Below are 15,367 nucleotides of genomic sequence, written 5' to 3'. Positions count from 1 at the left end.
GTGTCGGCATGAGTGCCCCGGTGAGCTGTCCGGCCGCGTTCGTGGCGGCGCCGGCCTCGGGGCAGGGCAAGACCACGGTCACCGCCGCGATCGCGCGTTACCATCGCAACCAGGGGCGCCGGGTGCGGGTGTTCAAGACCGGCCCGGATTTCCTCGATCCGATGATCCTGGAGCAGGCCTCCGGGCATCCGGTGGACCCGCTGCATCTGTGGATGGTGGGCGAGGCGGCCTGCCGGGCGAAGCTGCATGCCGCCGCGCAGGATGCGGACCTGATCCTGGTCGAGGGCTCCATGGGCCTGTTCGACGGCGACCCTTCGGGTGCCGATCTGGCGGTGGCCTTCGGCTTGCCGGTGCTGGCGCTGGTGGATGCCGGCGGCATGGCCCAGACCTTCGGCGCCATCGTGCACGGGCTGGCGACCTACCGCCCGGAGATGCCGCTGGCCGGGGTGATCGCCAACCGCACCGGCAGCCCGGGGCACGGGCGCATGCTGCGCGATGCGACCCCGGATGGCGTGCATTTCTTTGGCGCGATCCAGCGCAACGAGGCCCTGAGTGTGCCCGACCGCCACCTCGGGCTGGTGCAGGCCGGCGAGGTCGCGGACCTGGACGCCCGTCTGGAGGCCGCCGCGCAGGCGATCGCCGAGGCCGGGGTGACCGAGCTGCCGGCCCCGGTGGCGTTCGCCCCCGAAGCGGACGCCGGTGCGGAGCCCGACTCGCACCCCGGGAGCGAGCGGGCCCCGCGGCTGGACGGGCTGCGCATCGGCATCGCCCGCGACGCGGCGTTCGCCTTCACCTATCCGGGCAACCTCGAGTTCCTGCGCACACAGGGCGCGCGGCTGGAGTTCTTCTCCCCGGTGGCCGGCGACCGCCTGCCCGAGGTGGATGCGGTGTGGCTGCCCGGCGGCTATCCCGAGCTGCACCTCGATGCACTGGCGGCCAACACCGGCCTGAAGGCGGACCTGGCCGCGCACCACGGGGCCGGCCGGCCGATCCTGGCCGAGTGCGGCGGCTTCCTCTACCTGCTGGAAGAGCTGGCGGACCGCGACGGCCACGGCGCGCCGATGGCCGGTCTGCTGCCGGGGCATGCGCGTCTGGAGGACAAGCTGCAGGGCCTCGGGCTGCAGGCCGCGCCGCTGCCCGAGGGCGAGCTGCGCGGCCATACCTTCCACCACACCCGGGCCGAGGTCGGGCTGGAACCTGTCGCGCACTGCACCCGTGCCCGCGGCGCCGGTTCCACCGGCGAGGCGGTCTACCGCGATGGCCGGCTGACCGCAACCTATCTGCACGCCTGGTTCCCCTCCAATCCGGAGGCGGCCGCGGCCCTGTTCGCGTCATGAGCCGGGTGTTCACGGACAGCACGCCGGCCGCCGGCCGCGTGGATCTGGTCGGCGCCGGGCCGGGTGATCCCGGGCTGCTGACGCTGGACGCGGCCGCGGCGTTGCGCGACGCCGAGGTGTTGCTGCACGACCGCCTGATCCCCGAGGCGATCCTCGCGATGGCCAGTCCGCAGGCCGAACGCTGCTACGTGGGCAAGGCGCGCTCCAACCACAGCCTGCGCCAGGAGGAGCTGAACGCGCTGATGATCGAGCGCGCCCGCGAGGGGCGTTACGTGGTGCGGCTGAAGGGTGGGGACCCGTATGTCTTCGGCCGTGGTGGCGAGGAGGCGGCGGCGCTGGCGGCGGCCGGCATCCCGGTGCGGGTCATCCCCGGCATCAGCGCGGCCGGCGGCTGCGCGGCGTTCGCCGGCATCCCGCTGACCCACCGCGATCATGCCCATCGCTGCCAGTTCGTGACCGCGCACCGGCGCAACGGCAGTACCGAGCTGGACTGGGGGGCGCTGGCCGCCCCGCGGCAGACGGTGGTGATCTACATGGGGCTGAACCCGCTGGCGGAGATCTGTGCCGGGCTGGTCGCCGCCGGCGCCCCGGCCACGCGGCCCGCCGCCATCGTCGAGCACGGGACCCGGCCGGGGCAGCGCGTGGTCGCCGGCACCCTGGGGGACCTGCCCGGGCGCACCGCGGCGCTCGCGCTGGAGTCGCCCAGCCTGCTGATCGTGGGCGACGTGGTGGGCGAACGCGCCCGGCTGACGGGTGATGCTGCCGGGGCGCCCGCGATGGACCTCGGCGCGGTTGACGGGATCCATGGTTGAGCCCGTACCCGAGCCGGGCGCGCAACCCGGAGCGATGCGCGCGGAGAGCCGCGACGGCACGGCGCCGCTGCGCACCGGCCTGACCACCGGCACCAGCGCGACCGCGGCGGCCCTGGGGGCGGCGCGGCTGGCGCTGGGCGGCGGCGCGACCACGAGCCAGGAGGTGGTGCTGCCGCGCGGCCGGGTGGTCAGTCTGGCGCTGGCGTCGCTGGAGCGTGTTCCGGGCGGTGCCGAGGCGGCGGTCATCAAGGACGCCGGCGACGATCCCGATGCCACCCACGGCGCCTGGATCCGCGCGCGGGTGGAGCCGCGGCCGGATGCGGGGGTGACCTTCGTCGCCGGACCCGGGGTGGGCACGGTGACCCGCAGCGGTCTGGTGCTGCCGCCGGGGGAACCGGCGATCAACCCGGTGCCGCGGCGGATGATCACCGACCACCTCGAACGCCTGGCCCGCGAGCTGGACCATGCGGGCGGCTTCCGGGTCACGCTCGGCGTGGATGGCGGCGAACGCATCGCCCGGCGCACCATGAATCCGCGCCTCGGCATCCTCGGTGGCATCTCCATCCTCGGCACCACCGGCATCGTGCGGCCCTTCTCCTGTTCCGCCTACATCGCCTCCATCCACCAGGCCATCGACGTGGCGCGGGCCAACGGCCTGCCGCAGGTCGCCTGCTGCACCGGCGGCACCAGCGAACGCACCGCGAGCGAGCGCTACGGGCTGGACGAGATGGGGCTGGTGGAGATGGGCGATTTCTTCGGCGCGGCGCTCAAGTACCTGCGGCGCCGACCGCTGCCGCGCGTCGCGCTGGTGGCGGGCTTCGCCAAGCTGGGCAAGTTCGCCGCCGGGCATCCGGATACCCACAGCCGCAGCAGTACCATCGACCTGGATTTCATCGCCACCACCGCCGCGGCCGCCGGGGCGGATGCCGCGCTGGCGCGGCGGATCCGCGGCTGCAACACCAGCATCGAGGCCCTCGCCGCCTGTCAGGAGGCCGGCGTGGCACTGGGGGACCGCATCGCGGCGCTGGCCCTGGAGCAGGCACGGAGCTATCAGCTGCCCGACACCACGCTGGAGGTGGTCGCGGTGGATCGCCAGGGCCGGGTGGTGGGGACGGCCGGCGACCACGACCATGCCCCGGGGGTGACGCCATGAGCGCCCCGGCCATCGCCATCGACGACCTCGCCAAGCGCTATCGCGGTGGCCGGGTCGGCCTGGACGGGGTCAGCCTGCACGTCGAGCCGGGGGCGTTCTTCGGCCTGCTGGGGCCGAATGGCGCCGGCAAGACCACCCTGATCGGGCTGCTGACCTCGCTGCTGCGCCTGGAGCGCGGCACGGTGCGGATCTTCGGCCACGATGTCGCGCGCGAGCCGGTGGCGGCGCGGCGTCTGGTCGGTCTGGTGCCGCAGGAGGTCAATTTCAACAGCTTCGAGCCGGTGGGCGAGATCATCGAGACCCAGGGCGCCTACTACGGGCTGTCGCCGCGCCGGGCGCGCCGCCGCACCGACGAACTGTGCGAGCGCCTGGGGCTGACCGACCGCCGCCGGCAGACCGCCTGGGGGCTGTCCGGGGGCTTCAAGCGGCGCCTGCTGCTGGCGCGCGCGCTGGTGCACCAGCCGCGCCTGCTGGTGCTGGACGAACCCACCGCCGGCGTCGACCTGGAGGCCCGCCACGACCTCTGGACCCTGCTGCAGGAACTGAACGCGGACGGCGTGACCATCTTGCTGACCACGCATTATCTGGAGGAGGCCGAGCGCCTGTGCCGCGAGCTGGCGATCATCGATGGCGGACGCATCATCGCCCGCGGCGGCACCGGCGAGCTGCTGCGCGGGCTGCGCTTCCAGACCCTGGTGGTGGAGCTGGCCGAGCCGCTGGTGCGGCCCGGGGAGCTCGCGCTGTCCGCCGGCACCCTGCGTCCGGTGGATGCGCACACCCTGGAGGTGGACGTGCCGCGGGGCACCGAGCTGAACCCGGTGTTCGCCGAACTGACCGCCGCCGGGGTACGCATCGCCGGGCTGCGCGAGAAGGGCAATCGGCTGGAGACCCGCTTTCTCGAACTGCTGCGCGAGCGCGGCGGGGAGGGCGCGGCATGAGCCCGCTGCACAACGCCGCGCTGTACTGGTACGCCTGGCGCGGGCTGGTGGTGAAGCAGGTGCGCCGCTTCCTGCGCGGCTGGGTGCAGAACCTGCTGCCGTCGCTGGTGACCGCGGTGCTGTTTCTCGCGGTGCTGGGGCATCTGGTGGGGCGCGAGATCGGCACCCTGGGCGGCGTGTCCTACGCCGACTTCATCCTGCCGGGCCTGGTGATGCTGGCGGTGGTCACCAACGCCTACGGCAACAGCAGCCTCGCGCTGTTCGGCGCGCGCCTGCAGCGCCACATCGAGGAGATCCTGGTGGCGCCGATGCCGGCGTGGCTGGTGGTGGCCGGGTTTGCCACCGCCGGGGTACTGCGCGGGCTGCTGGCCGGGGCGCTGGTGCTGGCGGTGGCGCTGCCGTTCAGCGATCTGCAGCTGCACCACGCCGGGGCGGTGCTGGGGATCGCGCTTCTCACCGCGGTGCTGTTCTCGCTGGCGGGCCTGATCAACGGCCTGTACGCGCGCAGCTTCGACCATACCTCGGTGATCAGCACCTTCGTGCTGACCCCGCTGATCTATCTCGGCGGGCTGTTCTATCCGGTGGAGCGCCTGGCCGATCCCTGGCAGGGGATCGCGCAGCTGAACCCGCTCTATTACGTGATCGAGGGCTTCCGCCACGGCCTGCTGGGGGTCAGCGCGGTCGCCTGGACCACGACCTTCGCGGTGCTGGCCGCCGCCTGCGTGATCGTGGCCGGCGGGGCCTGGTATCTGCTGGCCCACAGCCGGAGGCTGCGCTCATGAACCGTCCGGCGGCGCCGCAGCCGCCGCGAGTGCGCGGGGCCTGCCCCGGGGTGGCGGCGCCGATGGCCACCGGGGACGGCTATCTGCTGCGCCTGCGCCACCCGATCGGGGGGCTGGGGGCGGCTGCGGCGCGGGTGCTGGCGGACACCGCGCGGCGTTTGGGCAACGGCGAACTGGAACTGACCCTGCGCGGCAACCTGCAGCTGCGCGGCGTGGCGGCCGGCGACCTGGACGCGGCGCGCGCGGCCCTGGCCCCCACCGGACTGGTGGATGCGCAGGCGGAGCGCGAGGCGCGGCGCAACGTGCTGGCGGCGCCGGTGCCGGACCTCGACCCGGAGGCGGTGGACGTGCTGGCCCTGGCGCGCGCGGTGAGCGCCGCGATCGTCGACGAGCCCGCGCTGCGGGGTCTGCCGGCCAAGGTGGGCGTGGTGGTCGACGGTGGCGGGCGTGCCTCGCTGCGCGGGGTGCCGGCGGATCTGCGTCTGGACCCGCTCGCCGGCGCGGGGCCTCGTTTCCGCCTGGCGGCCGGCGGCACCGCGGCCACGGCGACCCCGCTCGGCGAGGTCTCGGCGCAGCACGCCCCGGCGGCGGTGGTGCGCGCCCTGCGCGCGTTCCTCGAGCAGCGCGCCGCGCTGGATCCGCCGCCGGGGCGGTTGCGCGACGCACTGGGCATGCCCGGGAGCGAGGCGCTGCGCCTGCCGGGCGCGGAGGGGGAGACGCCGGGGGCGGTTGCCAACGCCGACACGCCGGTGCGCGCCGGGGACTGGCTCGGGGTGGCGGCCGGCGGGGCCTGGGTGGGGGCAGTCTTCCCGTTCGGCGTGATTGACGCCGACCGGCTGGAGAGTCTGGCCGCGTGGCTGGAGCCGCACGGCGGCGGCCTGCGCCTGACGCCGTGGCGGGCGCTGCTGGTGACCGGCGTGGCCGCGGAGGCCGCCCCGGAGCTGCAGCGCCTGCTGCGGGAACTGGGCGCGGTGACCGAGCCGGGCGACCGGCGCCTGGCGGCGGATGCCTGTGTCGGGCAGCCGGGCTGCGCCTCGGCGCACATCGCCGCGCGCAGCGAGGCCGCCGCGCTGGTGCAGCGCATGCCGGCCCTGGCCGCGAGCGGGGTGCGGCTGCAGGTATCCGCCTGCGACAAGCGCTGCGCGGCGCCGCCGCGGACGGAAGCCGGGGTGGTCGAGTGGATCGCACGGCCGGACGGCCATGCCGTGGTGCTGCGCTCGCGGCCCGGTGCCGCCCTTGAATGGAGCGGGCTGGCCCCGGCGCAGGCGCGCGCCCGGATCGCGGCGCTGGATCGGGCGTTCGCCCGTCAACGCAATGCTGGAGAGGAGTTGCAGACCATGCTGGAACGGATCGGGCCCGAGGCCTGGAATGCCGCGGTGGACGCGGCGCTGTGCGAGGAGGACGAACGTGACGGAGACTGAGGCCTGGCGCTACGAGCGCGACGGGAAGGCGATCTATGCGGAGTCGTTCGCGATCATCCGCGCCGAGGCGGACCTGGAGCGCTTCCCGGCGGATCTGGTGGCGGCGGTGGAACGCATGATCCACAGCTGCGGCATGCCCGACCTGGCGCAGGACATCCGTTTCTCGCCGGGTGCCGGCAGCGCGCTCCGTCAGGCGCTGGAGGCCGGGGCCCCGGTGCTGTGCGACAGCGAGATGGTGGCCCACGGCATCACCCGCGCGCGCCTGCCGGCAGACAACCCGGTGCGCTGCACCCTGCGCGATGCGCGTGTGCCGGAACTGGCGCGCGAACTGGACAACACCCGCAGCGCGGCGGCGATGGAGCTGTGGCGTCCCGAGCTGGCCGGCGCCGTGGTGGCCATCGGCAATGCGCCCACCGCACTGTTCCGTCTGCTGGAGATGCTGCGCGACGGCGCGCCGCATCCGGCGGCGGTGATCGGCATCCCGGTGGGCTTCGTCGGCGCGGTGGAGAGCAAGCAGGCGCTGGCGGACAACCCGTTCGGGCTGGAATACCTGACCGTGGCCGGGCGCCGCGGCGGCAGCGCGATCACTGCCGGGGCGGTCAACGGTCTGGGGAGGGAGCCGGCATGAGTGCGGCGGACACGAGCGGGCCCGGAACGGTCGAACCCGGAACGATCGAACCCGGGGTGCTCTGCGGGGTCGGCACCGGCCCCGGGGACCCCGAACTGATGACCTTCCGCGCCGCACGGCGCATCGCCGAGGCGCCGGTGGTGGCGTATTTCTGCAAGCGCGGGACCACCGGGCAGGCGCGGCGCATCGCGGATGCGCACATCGGTCCCGGGCAGATCGAGGAGGCGCTGGAGTATCCGGTGACCAACGAGATCGCCCACGAAGAGGAGAGCTACCGCAGCCGCATCGAGGCGTTCTTCGACCAGTGCGCCGAACGCCTGGCGGCGCATCTGGAGGCCGGCCGTTCGGTCTGCGTGCTCAACGAGGGCGATCCGTATTTCTACGGTTCGTTCATGCACGTGCACCTGCGCCTGCGCGAGCGCTTTCGCAGCGAGGTGGTGCCCGGGGTGATCTCGCCGATCGCCGCGGCGGCGCAACTGCCGGCGCCGCTGGTGATGCGCGACGACACCCTGAGCGTCGTACCGGGGACGCTGCCGGAGACGGAACTGGAGGCGGCGCTCGCGCCCGCGCAGGCTGCGGTGATCATGAAGCTCGGCAAGCAGCTGCCGAAGATCCGCCGCGTGCTGGAGCGCCTGGGGCTGACCGCGCGCGCCTGGTACATCGAACGCGCGAGCTTCGATGAGGAACGCGTGCGGCCGCTGGCCGAGGCGCTCGAGGAGACGTCCGGGGAAGCGCCGTATTTCTCCCTGATCGTGATCCACGGCGAGGGGGTGCGGCGATGAGCGGGCGTCTGACCGTGGTCGGGGTCGGGCCGGCCGGCCCCGAATGGATCACGCCGGAGGTGACCGCGCTGCTCGCGGATGCCACCGATCTGGTGGGCTACGGGCCGTATCTGGAGCGCGTGGCCGGGGCGCATCACCGCGTGCATGCCTCCGACAACCGCGAGGAACTGGCGCGCGCGGCGCATGCGCTGGACATGGCCGCCGAGGGGCGCGATGTGGCGGTGGTCTCCGGCGGGGATCCCGGGGTGTTCGCGATGGCCGCGGCGGTGTTCGAGGCCCTGGAAGGCGCGGAGCTGGGCCGCTGGGATGCGGTGGCGGTGGAGGTGCTGCCCGGGGTGTCGGCGATGCAGGCGGCCGCGGCGCGGCTGGGGGCGCCGCTGGGCAACGATTTCTGCGCGATCTCGCTGTCGGACAATCTCAAGCCGTGGTCGCTGATCCGGCGCCGGGTGCGGCTGGCGGCCGAGGCCGACTTCGCCATGGCCTTCTACAACCCGATCTCGCGCGCGCGACCGTGGCAGCTGGGCGCGGCGCTGGACATCGTGCGCGAGGTCCAGGGCCCGGACACCCTGGTGGTGCTGGCCACCGCGGTGGGCCGCGGCGAGCGGGAGGAGCTGCGGGTCTCCACCCTCGGCGAAGTGGATCCGGCGGCGGCCAACATGAGCACGCTGGTGATCGTCGGCGCCGCCTCCACCCGGGTGCTGGAGCGCCCCTCCGGCCGGCGCCACGTGTACACCCCGCGCTATGTCGAGTCGGCGGAGTCGCGGTGAACGCGCGCGAGGCCTTCCAGCCACTCCAGGGCCGCCTGCGGGGCGTGGAAGCGGGGCACCCCGGGGGCGTCCGGCGGCCGGTCCACCATCACCACCGGGATGCCGCGTTCGCGCGCGGCCTGCAGCTTGGGAGCGGTGGCCGCGCCGCCGCTGTCCTTGGTGACCAGCACGTCGATGGCGTGGGTCTCCAGCAGCCGGTGCTCGTCGGCCAGGCTGAACGGGCCGCGGGCCCGCAGCCAGGTGACCCGGGGCAGCGCCGGCGGCGGTTCCGGCGGGTCGATGGTGCGGATCACGTAGTCCAGCTCGGGCGCGGCCGCGAAGGCCTCCAGGTGCTGGCGCCCGGTGGTGATGAGCACGCGCCGGCCGAGGCCGGGGAGCGCGCGGGCGGCGGCCGCGAGATCGGGAGCGCGGATCCAGCGGTCCTCGGGTCCGGCCTCCCACGGCGGCCGGGTCAGCCGGGCCAGCGGGATGCCGGTGTTGCGTGCGGCCGTGACGGCATTGGCCGAGATCTGCCGCGCGAACGGGTGGGTGGCGTCGACCACGGCGTCGATCGCGTGGTCGCGCAGCCAGGCGGCGAGGCCGTCGGCGCCGCCGAACCCGCCCGTGCGCCGCGGCAGTCGCGAGGGTGCGGGCCTGCGCGTGCGTCCGGCCAGCGACACGGTGGCGTGCAGCCGCGGGTGGCCGTCCAGCAGCGGTTCCAGCGCCGCGGCCTCGGTGGTGCCGCCCAGCAGCAGGATCTGCCGCGGGCGCGCCGCCCCGGGGCCGGTATCGGTGGATGAACGGGAGCTCATGAGGATGACCAGTCTAGCCACCAACGAGGAGCGAGCGCCATGGCTGAACATCGTCGGCGTGGGCGCGGAGGGGCTCGCCGGGCTGGCCCCGGATGCCCGCATGGTGCTGGACACGGCGGCGACGGTGATCGGCGGCGCACGGCATCTGGAGATGTTGCCGGAGCGGCCGGGGCAGGAGCGCCTGGTGTGGCCGTCGCCGCTGGAGACCGCGCTGGACTGGATCGAGGCGCGCGCCGGTCAGCCGCTGTGCGTGCTCGCCAGCGGCGACCCCTTCTGGTTCGGGGTGGGTGCGACCCTGATGCGGCGTTTTCCGGTCGCGCAGACCTGCGTCTGGCCGGCGCCCTCGGCGTTCAGTCTGGCCGCCGCGCGCATGGGCTGGCCGCTGCAGCAGACCCGCTGCCTGTCGGTGCACGGCCGGCCGATGGAGGTGCTGCGGCCCTGGCTGCATGACGGCGCGCGACTGCTGATCCTGAGCCGCGACGGGGATACCCCGGCGGAACTGGCGCACTGGCTGACCGGGCTCGGCTTCGGCGATTCCACCCTGACCGTACTGCAGTCCCTGGGCGCGGACCGCGAGGCGGTCGTCCGCGCGCGCGCCGGGGCCTGGCCGGAGGTCGCGATCGAGGCGCTGAACACCGTGGCGCTGGAGTGCCGGGCCGATCCGGCGGCGCAGGTGCTGGCGGCCAGTGCCGGCCGGCCGGAGGCGCAGTTCGAGCAGGACGGGCAGATTACCAAGCGCGAGGTGCGGGCGGTGGCGCTGGCCCTGCTGGCGCCCGGACGCGGCGAGCAGCTGTGGGACGTGGGCGCCGGCTCCGGTGCCATCGGCATCGAGTGGATGCTGGCGGATCCGGCCAACACCGCCGTGGCCATCGAGCCGCGCGCGGAGCGCCTGGAACGCATCGCGCGCAACGCGAGCACGCTGGGGGTGGCGGCGCTGCGGTGCATCCACGGGCGGGCGCCGGAGGCACTGGGAGACCTGCCGCCACCCGATGCGATCTTCATCGGCGGCGGGCTGACCACGCCGGGGCTGGTGGAGCACTGCATCGACCAGCTGCGCCCGGGCGGGCGGCTGGTCGCCAGCAGCGTGACCGTGGAAGGGGACGCGGTGCTGGCGGCGGCGCACGAGCGCCACGGCGGCGAGCTCACGCGGATCAACGTCAGCCGCGCGGAGCCGCTGGGCGGCATGGCCGGCTGGCAGCCGTTGCGGCCGGTGACCCTGTGGTCGCTGCGCCGGAGCTGAGGGAAACGCCGAGCGGGGCGCGTGTCCGGGTGACCCCCGGCGTCGGCTTCGCCTCGGCCTGCACGGCCGGCGAGCTGGAGGCACTGGTCCGCGAGATGCTGGCCGAGGCGCATACCGGGTTGCGGGTGGGGGGCGGCGAGGCGATCGAGATCCGGCTGCTGGCGGCCCCGGCGCACAAGGGTGACAGCCCGGTGCTGTGGAGGGCCGCGCGCGACCTGGAGCTGGAGCCGGTGTTCGCGTCGGCGGCCGCGCTGGCCGCGCGCAACGCGGCCCTGTCCACGGACTCGGCGCGCTCGCGTGCCGTCGCCGGGGTCGGTTCGGTGGCGGAGGCGGCGGCGCTGGCGGTGGCCGGCGACGGGGCGCGCCTGCTGCTGCCGCGGCGGCTCTCCGCGCGGGCGAGCTGCGCGGTCGCGGTGCGCATGGTGAACGGGACGGACGAGCTTTTCGAGGAGGGGTGATGACGGTTCATTTTGTCGGAGCGGGGCCGGGTGCGGCCGATCTGCTGACCTTGCGCGGGCGCGATCGCATCGCGGCCTGCCCGGTGTGCCTGTATGCCGGTTCGCTGGTGCCGGAGGCGGTGCTGGAGCATGCCCCGGAGGGGGCGCGCGTGGTCAACACCGCGCCGCTGACGCTGGACGCGATCATGGAGGAGATCGAATGCGCCCACGCGGCGGGCCAGGACGTGGCGCGCCTGCACTCCGGCGACCTGTCGGTCTACAGCGCGCTGGGCGAGCAGATCCGCCGGCTGGAGGCGGCCGGGATCGAGTACAGCATCACGCCCGGCGTGCCGGCATTCTCCGCCGCCGCCGCGACCCTGGGGCGGGAACTGACGGTGCCGGAGGTGGCGCAGTCGGTAGTCCTGACGCGCACGCCGGGACGGGCGTCCTCCATGCCGGAGCGCGAACGGCTGGCGAGCTTTGCCGCCACCGGGGCGACCCTCGCGATCCACCTGTCGCTGCACAATATCGAGACCGTGGTCGAGGACCTGCGGCCGCACTATGGCTGCGACTGCCCGGTGGCGATCGTCTTCCGCGCCAGCTGGCCGGACGAGACCGTGGTGCGCGGTACGCTGGGGAATATCGCGGAACGGGCGCAGGCCCTGACCACGCGGCGCTCGGCGCTGATCCTGGTGGGCCCGGCGCTGGACCCGGGCGATTTCCGCGACAGTGCGCTGTATGACCCGGCGCACGTGCGCCGTTACCGCGGCATGGACGGGGACTAAGCGGCGGTGCCCCCGATCTTCCGCAGGCAGGGATCACGCCGGTGAGTGTCGTGGGACACGGGGCTTTTCGCCTGCAAGCAGGCTCCTACATCGTCGCGAACTTGTAGGAGCCTGCTTGCAGGCGAAGGTGGGGCGCCCCTGGTCAGGATAACGGAAAGGGGACCGCCGGGCGGCGGCCCGCGTTTTCCCGCGTGGTTCAGCGGCGGCGGAAGTTGTCGTGGCAGGCGAGGCACTGGTGGCGCACGCCGTTCAGGGCCTCGGTGGCGCGTAGCTGAAAGCCCTCGTCCTCCAGGTCGTCGGCCGCCTCGACCTTGCGTTGCAGTTCCGTGGTCGCCTCGCGGTAGGCCGCCTTGTAGTCGGCGAACTCCGGAGCCTCCCAGACCGCGGGCAGGGCCCCGGGTTCGCCGTCGGGCGCCGGTGTCTCGCGGGCGAACCAGGTGTCGATGTCGGCGGCCCCGCGCGCGAGTTCGTCGGCCAGCTCGGGCAGACGTTCGGCGAACGGTGCGTCGTAGCGCAGGATCTGCTCGATGCTGCGGTAGGTCGCCGAGGTAGCCTGCATGCTCTGCTGGCGAAAGCGCTTGAAGGCCTCGGTGGCGTCCACCCCGGCCGGATCGTCCAGGGTCTCCGCAAAGTCGTTCCCCCAGGGGCCCGGCATCGGCACGCTGATCTCGTCTTCCGCGCCTGCGGTGCCGGCCGCTGCGAGCAGCAGGGCCAGCGACAGGCCGGCCGTCAGCGACCGGCGCGTGGATGGCATCCGTTTCATGGCGATTCTCCCTGTTCGTTCAGAAGCGGAACTGGTGCTGCAGGTGCAGCTGCCAGTTCGAGGTGTCGGTGTCGCGGTCCAGCCACATGAGCTGGGTCTTCTGCCGCTGCCCCCGGTGGTACCAGTTAAGGCCGGCGCCCCATTCGCGCTGCCAGCGCTCGTCGCCGTCCAGGTCGTCGCCGGCGTCGTGGCGCAGTACCGCGTGGCGAGCGGCGAGCTCGAGGCCCTCCAGCGGCAGCGACTGCGCCAGTTCCAGCTCGGCGCCCAGGTCGTGGTAGCTCGCGGTGCGGTCGGGGGAGACATTGCGGCGGTAGGCCGCCAGCGACAGCGAGGTATGGCCGAACTTGACCACCGCATCGGCGGTGGCGGTGACCCAGTCGGCGCGCTGCCGGTCGACCGTGTCCTCCTGCCCGCGGCTCCAGTCGCGCAGGTGGTTGCGGCTGGCGGCCTGCAGGCCGGCGCCCAGGGCAACGGTGCGCTCCACGGCCCGGCCCACCGTGGTGTTGTCGCGCGGGACCGAGCCCACCGGGGCCCAGGCGCCACGGGCGCTGAACAGGTGCCCGGAGGTGGAGGGCCGGTCGTCGCGCTGATCCAGGCGCCCGCGGCCATCGAATATCCCGACCGCCCAGGCGCGGTCGTCGCCCGCGCCACCCAGCAGGGCGAGGCCGGTGTCGCGTCCTGCCGGGATCTCGAACTGGTTGCCGGCGATGCTCAGTTCGGTGAACAGGCGGTTGGGGCCGCCGATGTCCCGCGCCAGACCGAAGGGGACGGTGAACTGGCCGGCCCGCAGGCCCAGGTGTTCGCCCGGGCCGTACTGCAGCCAGATGTCGCGCATGGACAGCTCGCCGCTGCTGAAATCCGGCTGCAGGCGAAAGCTCAGTTCGGGGTGGAACAGGGTGCCCGAGGTGTCCAGCCAGGCGCGCCGGAAATCGAATTCGCTGCTGGAGCCGTCCGGGTCATGCTCGTAGCTGTAACGGCCCTGGATCAGCGGATCCAGGGTGACCTGCAGGCCGTCTTCCGCGTCGCCGAATTCGAAACCGGCCTGCGCCGGCGCGATGCCCGTGGCCGTCACCAGGCACAGGGTAACCAGGGCCGGCACGGCAGGCCGCCCCGGCTGAGGTTGGGTCCTTTTCATTGTTGTGTTGCTCCCCTGGACGTGCGACCCCGCACGCCGTGGATGAAACGACGCCGGCAGTCGGGCAAGGGAGCAGGGGGGAAGGGGCGGACACGCCGGCCCCGGCCCGCTCGGCCGCCCGCCGCGGCGTCGGGTTTCCTCCAGGCCGGTCTCCGGACTCGCGAAGGGGATGCAGGACATCCCGGGCGGATCGCCTTCCCGCGGGCATCCCGTGGATGCGCCGCAGTGGCACTGGATCCGCCTGTCTTCACCTACCGTTGCGGGGGCAGTGCCGGCATTGTGAACGTCGATTCACGCACCGGCTTCCCGATTATCCCCGGCGTCGTGGGCCGGGGCACCTGAAGGCGGGCGGACTGTAACCGCGTCCCGTCACGCGGGCAAGGGCGGAGCCGGGTTGATCTGTATCAAGGTTACGCAGGATTGCACCACCCGGCCGGCCCGTGATGGGGGTATTTCTTTTAGACTGAGTCCATGTGGTGACGGTTTGCAGCCGGGCCGCATCCAGACCAATAAAAAGGAGCGAACCATGCAGAAGAAGCGCATTTTCCGGGGGCTGCTCGTCTCGGCCTGTACGGCCGTGGCCCTGGGCCTCTCCGCCCCGACGTTCGCCGGCGATTACGATCAATACCGCGACATGTTCGAGCCGCTGCCGGCCCTGCCGCCGATCCCGGCCGACAATTCCCTGACCGACGAGAAGGTGGAGCTGGGCAAGTTCCTGTTCTTCGAGCCGCGCATCTCCAGCTCGGGCGTCATTTCCTGCGCGACCTGCCACAACCCCGCGCTGGGCTGGGCTGACCGCATCCCGCGCGCGACCGGGCATGCCGGCCAGGTGGGCGAACGCAACAGTCCGACGGTGCTGAACTCCGGGTTCTTCGAGGCCCAGTTCTGGGACGGCCGCGAGGATGACCTGGAAGGCCAGGCCCTGGGGCCGATCCAGGATGCAGTGGAGATGGCCATGCCGCTGGAGGAGGCGATCGCGCGCCTGGAGGAGTTCCCCGAGTACATCGAGATGTTCGACGCGGCGTACCCGGATTATGACGGCGACAACGTCGTGAACACCGATCACGTGGCCAAGGCCCTGGCTTCGTTCCAGCGTACCCTGAATACGCCGAACTCCGATCTGGACCGCTGGCTGGTGGGTGACGAGGACGCGATGAGCGAGCAGCAGAAGCGCGGCATGGCCCTGTTCGCGGATAACGGCTGCGTGGCCTGCCATCGCGGCCCGGCGCTGACGGACTCGAATTTCCACCAGATCCAGGTGCCGGGTTCCGAGGACAAGGGGCGCTATCTGGTGACCGGGGAGGAACGCGACAAGTACGCCTTCAAGACCCCGACGCTGCGCAACGTGGCCCTGACCTACCCCTACATGAACAATGGCGAGACCGAGACCCTGAAGGAAGCCATTGAAATCATGGGTCAGGAGATGCTGGACACCGACTTCACGGAAGACGAGCTGGAAGACATCGAGGCGTTCATGCACGCCCTGACCGGCGAGATGCCGGACGTCACCATCCCGGCCCTGCCGTGATCCATCGGGGGCTCGGCGGCTGAACGCTGATGCCCCCTTCGTCGAGGCTTTCGAGGCCCCCTCCATGT

16 protein-coding genes and 1 riboswitch are annotated in these 15,367 nt (G+C 73.2%); of the genes, 13 read left to right on the top strand and 3 right to left on the bottom strand.

The window, feature by feature from the left end; genetic code table 11:
- The first annotated feature begins 8 nt into the window (after window positions 1–8).
- The 9 genes from F788_RS0106910 to cobJ are packed head-to-tail and all read left to right on the top strand — an operon-like array spanning window position 9 to window position 8,620.
- On the top strand, window positions 9–1,337 hold the full coding sequence (locus F788_RS0106910) for a cobyrinate a,c-diamide synthase (RefSeq protein WP_019021872.1): 1,329 nt from the start codon (window positions 9–11) through the stop codon (window positions 1,335–1,337).
- Complete coding sequence (cobA, locus tag F788_RS0106905) at window positions 1,334–2,149, top strand: uroporphyrinogen-III C-methyltransferase (RefSeq protein ID WP_019021873.1); 816 nt, start codon at window positions 1,334–1,336, stop codon at window positions 2,147–2,149. Before F788_RS0106910 ends, cobA begins: the two co-directional genes overlap by 4 nt.
- A 34-nt stretch (window positions 2,150–2,183) precedes the next feature.
- Window positions 2,184–3,302: a cobalt-precorrin-5B (C(1))-methyltransferase gene (locus F788_RS0106900; RefSeq protein ID WP_019021874.1), complete on the top strand. Its 1,119-nt coding sequence runs from the start codon at window positions 2,184–2,186 to the stop codon at window positions 3,300–3,302.
- The gene (locus F788_RS0106895; protein ID WP_019021875.1) at window positions 3,299–4,240 is read left to right on the top strand and encodes an ABC transporter ATP-binding protein; all 942 of its coding nucleotides are present in this window, start codon (window positions 3,299–3,301) and stop codon (window positions 4,238–4,240) included. Before F788_RS0106900 ends, F788_RS0106895 begins: the two co-directional genes overlap by 4 nt.
- A complete protein-coding gene (locus tag F788_RS0106890) occupies window positions 4,237–5,022 on the top strand; it encodes an ABC transporter permease (RefSeq protein WP_018870217.1) in 786 nt (261 codons plus the stop codon). Before F788_RS0106895 ends, F788_RS0106890 begins: the two co-directional genes overlap by 4 nt.
- Complete coding sequence (gene cobG / locus F788_RS0106885; RefSeq protein WP_019589705.1) at window positions 5,019–6,443, top strand: precorrin-3B synthase; 1,425 nt, start codon at window positions 5,019–5,021, stop codon at window positions 6,441–6,443. Before F788_RS0106890 ends, cobG begins: the two co-directional genes overlap by 4 nt.
- The gene (locus tag F788_RS0106880) at window positions 6,430–7,071 is read left to right on the top strand and encodes a precorrin-8X methylmutase (protein ID WP_019589704.1); all 642 of its coding nucleotides are present in this window, start codon (window positions 6,430–6,432) and stop codon (window positions 7,069–7,071) included. Before cobG ends, F788_RS0106880 begins: the two co-directional genes overlap by 14 nt.
- Window positions 7,068–7,853 (top strand): precorrin-2 C(20)-methyltransferase, encoded by a 786-nt coding sequence (locus tag F788_RS0106875; RefSeq protein WP_019589703.1) that lies wholly within the window; start codon window positions 7,068–7,070, stop codon window positions 7,851–7,853. Before F788_RS0106880 ends, F788_RS0106875 begins: the two co-directional genes overlap by 4 nt.
- Window positions 7,850–8,620: a precorrin-3B C(17)-methyltransferase gene (gene cobJ / locus F788_RS0106870; RefSeq protein WP_019589702.1), complete on the top strand. Its 771-nt coding sequence runs from the start codon at window positions 7,850–7,852 to the stop codon at window positions 8,618–8,620. Before F788_RS0106875 ends, cobJ begins: the two co-directional genes overlap by 4 nt.
- On the opposite strand, the gene F788_RS0106865 is transcribed toward cobJ, so the two are convergent.
- Window positions 8,593–9,411, bottom strand: a complete 819-nt coding sequence (locus F788_RS0106865; protein ID WP_019589701.1) for a cobalt-precorrin-6A reductase — start codon at window positions 9,409–9,411, stop codon at window positions 8,593–8,595. The two genes, cobJ and F788_RS0106865, sit on opposite strands and share 28 nt — an antisense overlap.
- Before the next feature lie 4 nt (window positions 9,412–9,415).
- On the opposite strand from F788_RS0106865, the gene F788_RS0106860 reads away from it, so the two are divergent.
- From F788_RS0106860 to cobM, 3 genes are read left to right on the top strand one after another with little or no spacing between them, the layout of a single operon-like run.
- Window positions 9,416–10,651, top strand: coding sequence for a bifunctional cobalt-precorrin-7 (C(5))-methyltransferase/cobalt-precorrin-6B (C(15))-methyltransferase (locus F788_RS0106860; RefSeq protein WP_019589700.1), 1,236 nt, complete (start codon window positions 9,416–9,418; stop codon window positions 10,649–10,651).
- Window positions 10,652–10,680: 29 nt separating this feature from the next.
- Complete coding sequence (locus F788_RS0106855) at window positions 10,681–11,109, top strand: cobalamin biosynthesis protein (protein WP_019589699.1); 429 nt, start codon at window positions 10,681–10,683, stop codon at window positions 11,107–11,109.
- On the top strand, window positions 11,109–11,873 hold the full coding sequence (gene cobM, locus F788_RS0106850) for a precorrin-4 C(11)-methyltransferase (RefSeq protein WP_019589698.1): 765 nt from the start codon (window positions 11,109–11,111) through the stop codon (window positions 11,871–11,873). The genes F788_RS0106855 and cobM overlap by 1 nt, the downstream gene beginning before the upstream one ends.
- A 196-nt stretch (window positions 11,874–12,069) precedes the next feature.
- Here the strand turns inward: cobM and F788_RS0106845 are convergent, their stop codons facing one another.
- On the bottom strand, window positions 12,070–12,636 hold the full coding sequence (locus tag F788_RS0106845) for a cytochrome c (RefSeq protein ID WP_019589697.1): 567 nt from the start codon (window positions 12,634–12,636) through the stop codon (window positions 12,070–12,072).
- Window positions 12,637–12,655: 19 nt separating this feature from the next.
- Window positions 12,656–13,771, bottom strand: coding sequence for a porin (locus F788_RS0106840; protein ID WP_026332731.1), 1,116 nt, complete (start codon window positions 13,769–13,771; stop codon window positions 12,656–12,658).
- Between the two features lie 125 nt (window positions 13,772–13,896).
- Window positions 13,897–14,128: riboswitch (cobalamin riboswitch) on the bottom strand.
- A gap of 169 nt (window positions 14,129–14,297) precedes the next feature.
- Between F788_RS0106840 and F788_RS0106835 the strand changes: the two genes are divergently transcribed.
- Window positions 14,298–15,299 carry a cytochrome-c peroxidase gene (locus F788_RS0106835; RefSeq protein ID WP_019589695.1) on the top strand — a complete coding sequence of 334 codons (1,002 nt, stop codon included), beginning with the start codon at window positions 14,298–14,300 and terminating at the stop codon, window positions 15,297–15,299.
- The last annotated feature ends 68 nt before the right edge of the window (window positions 15,300–15,367 follow it).

Origin of the sequence: Thioalkalivibrio sp. ALE10 (assembly GCF_000381385.1) — a bacterium.
Lineage (GTDB): Bacteria > Pseudomonadota > Gammaproteobacteria > Ectothiorhodospirales > Ectothiorhodospiraceae > Thioalkalivibrio.
The sequence above is the reverse complement of the archived record's forward strand: the minus strand, read 5'-3'. Positions and strand labels throughout refer to the sequence as shown.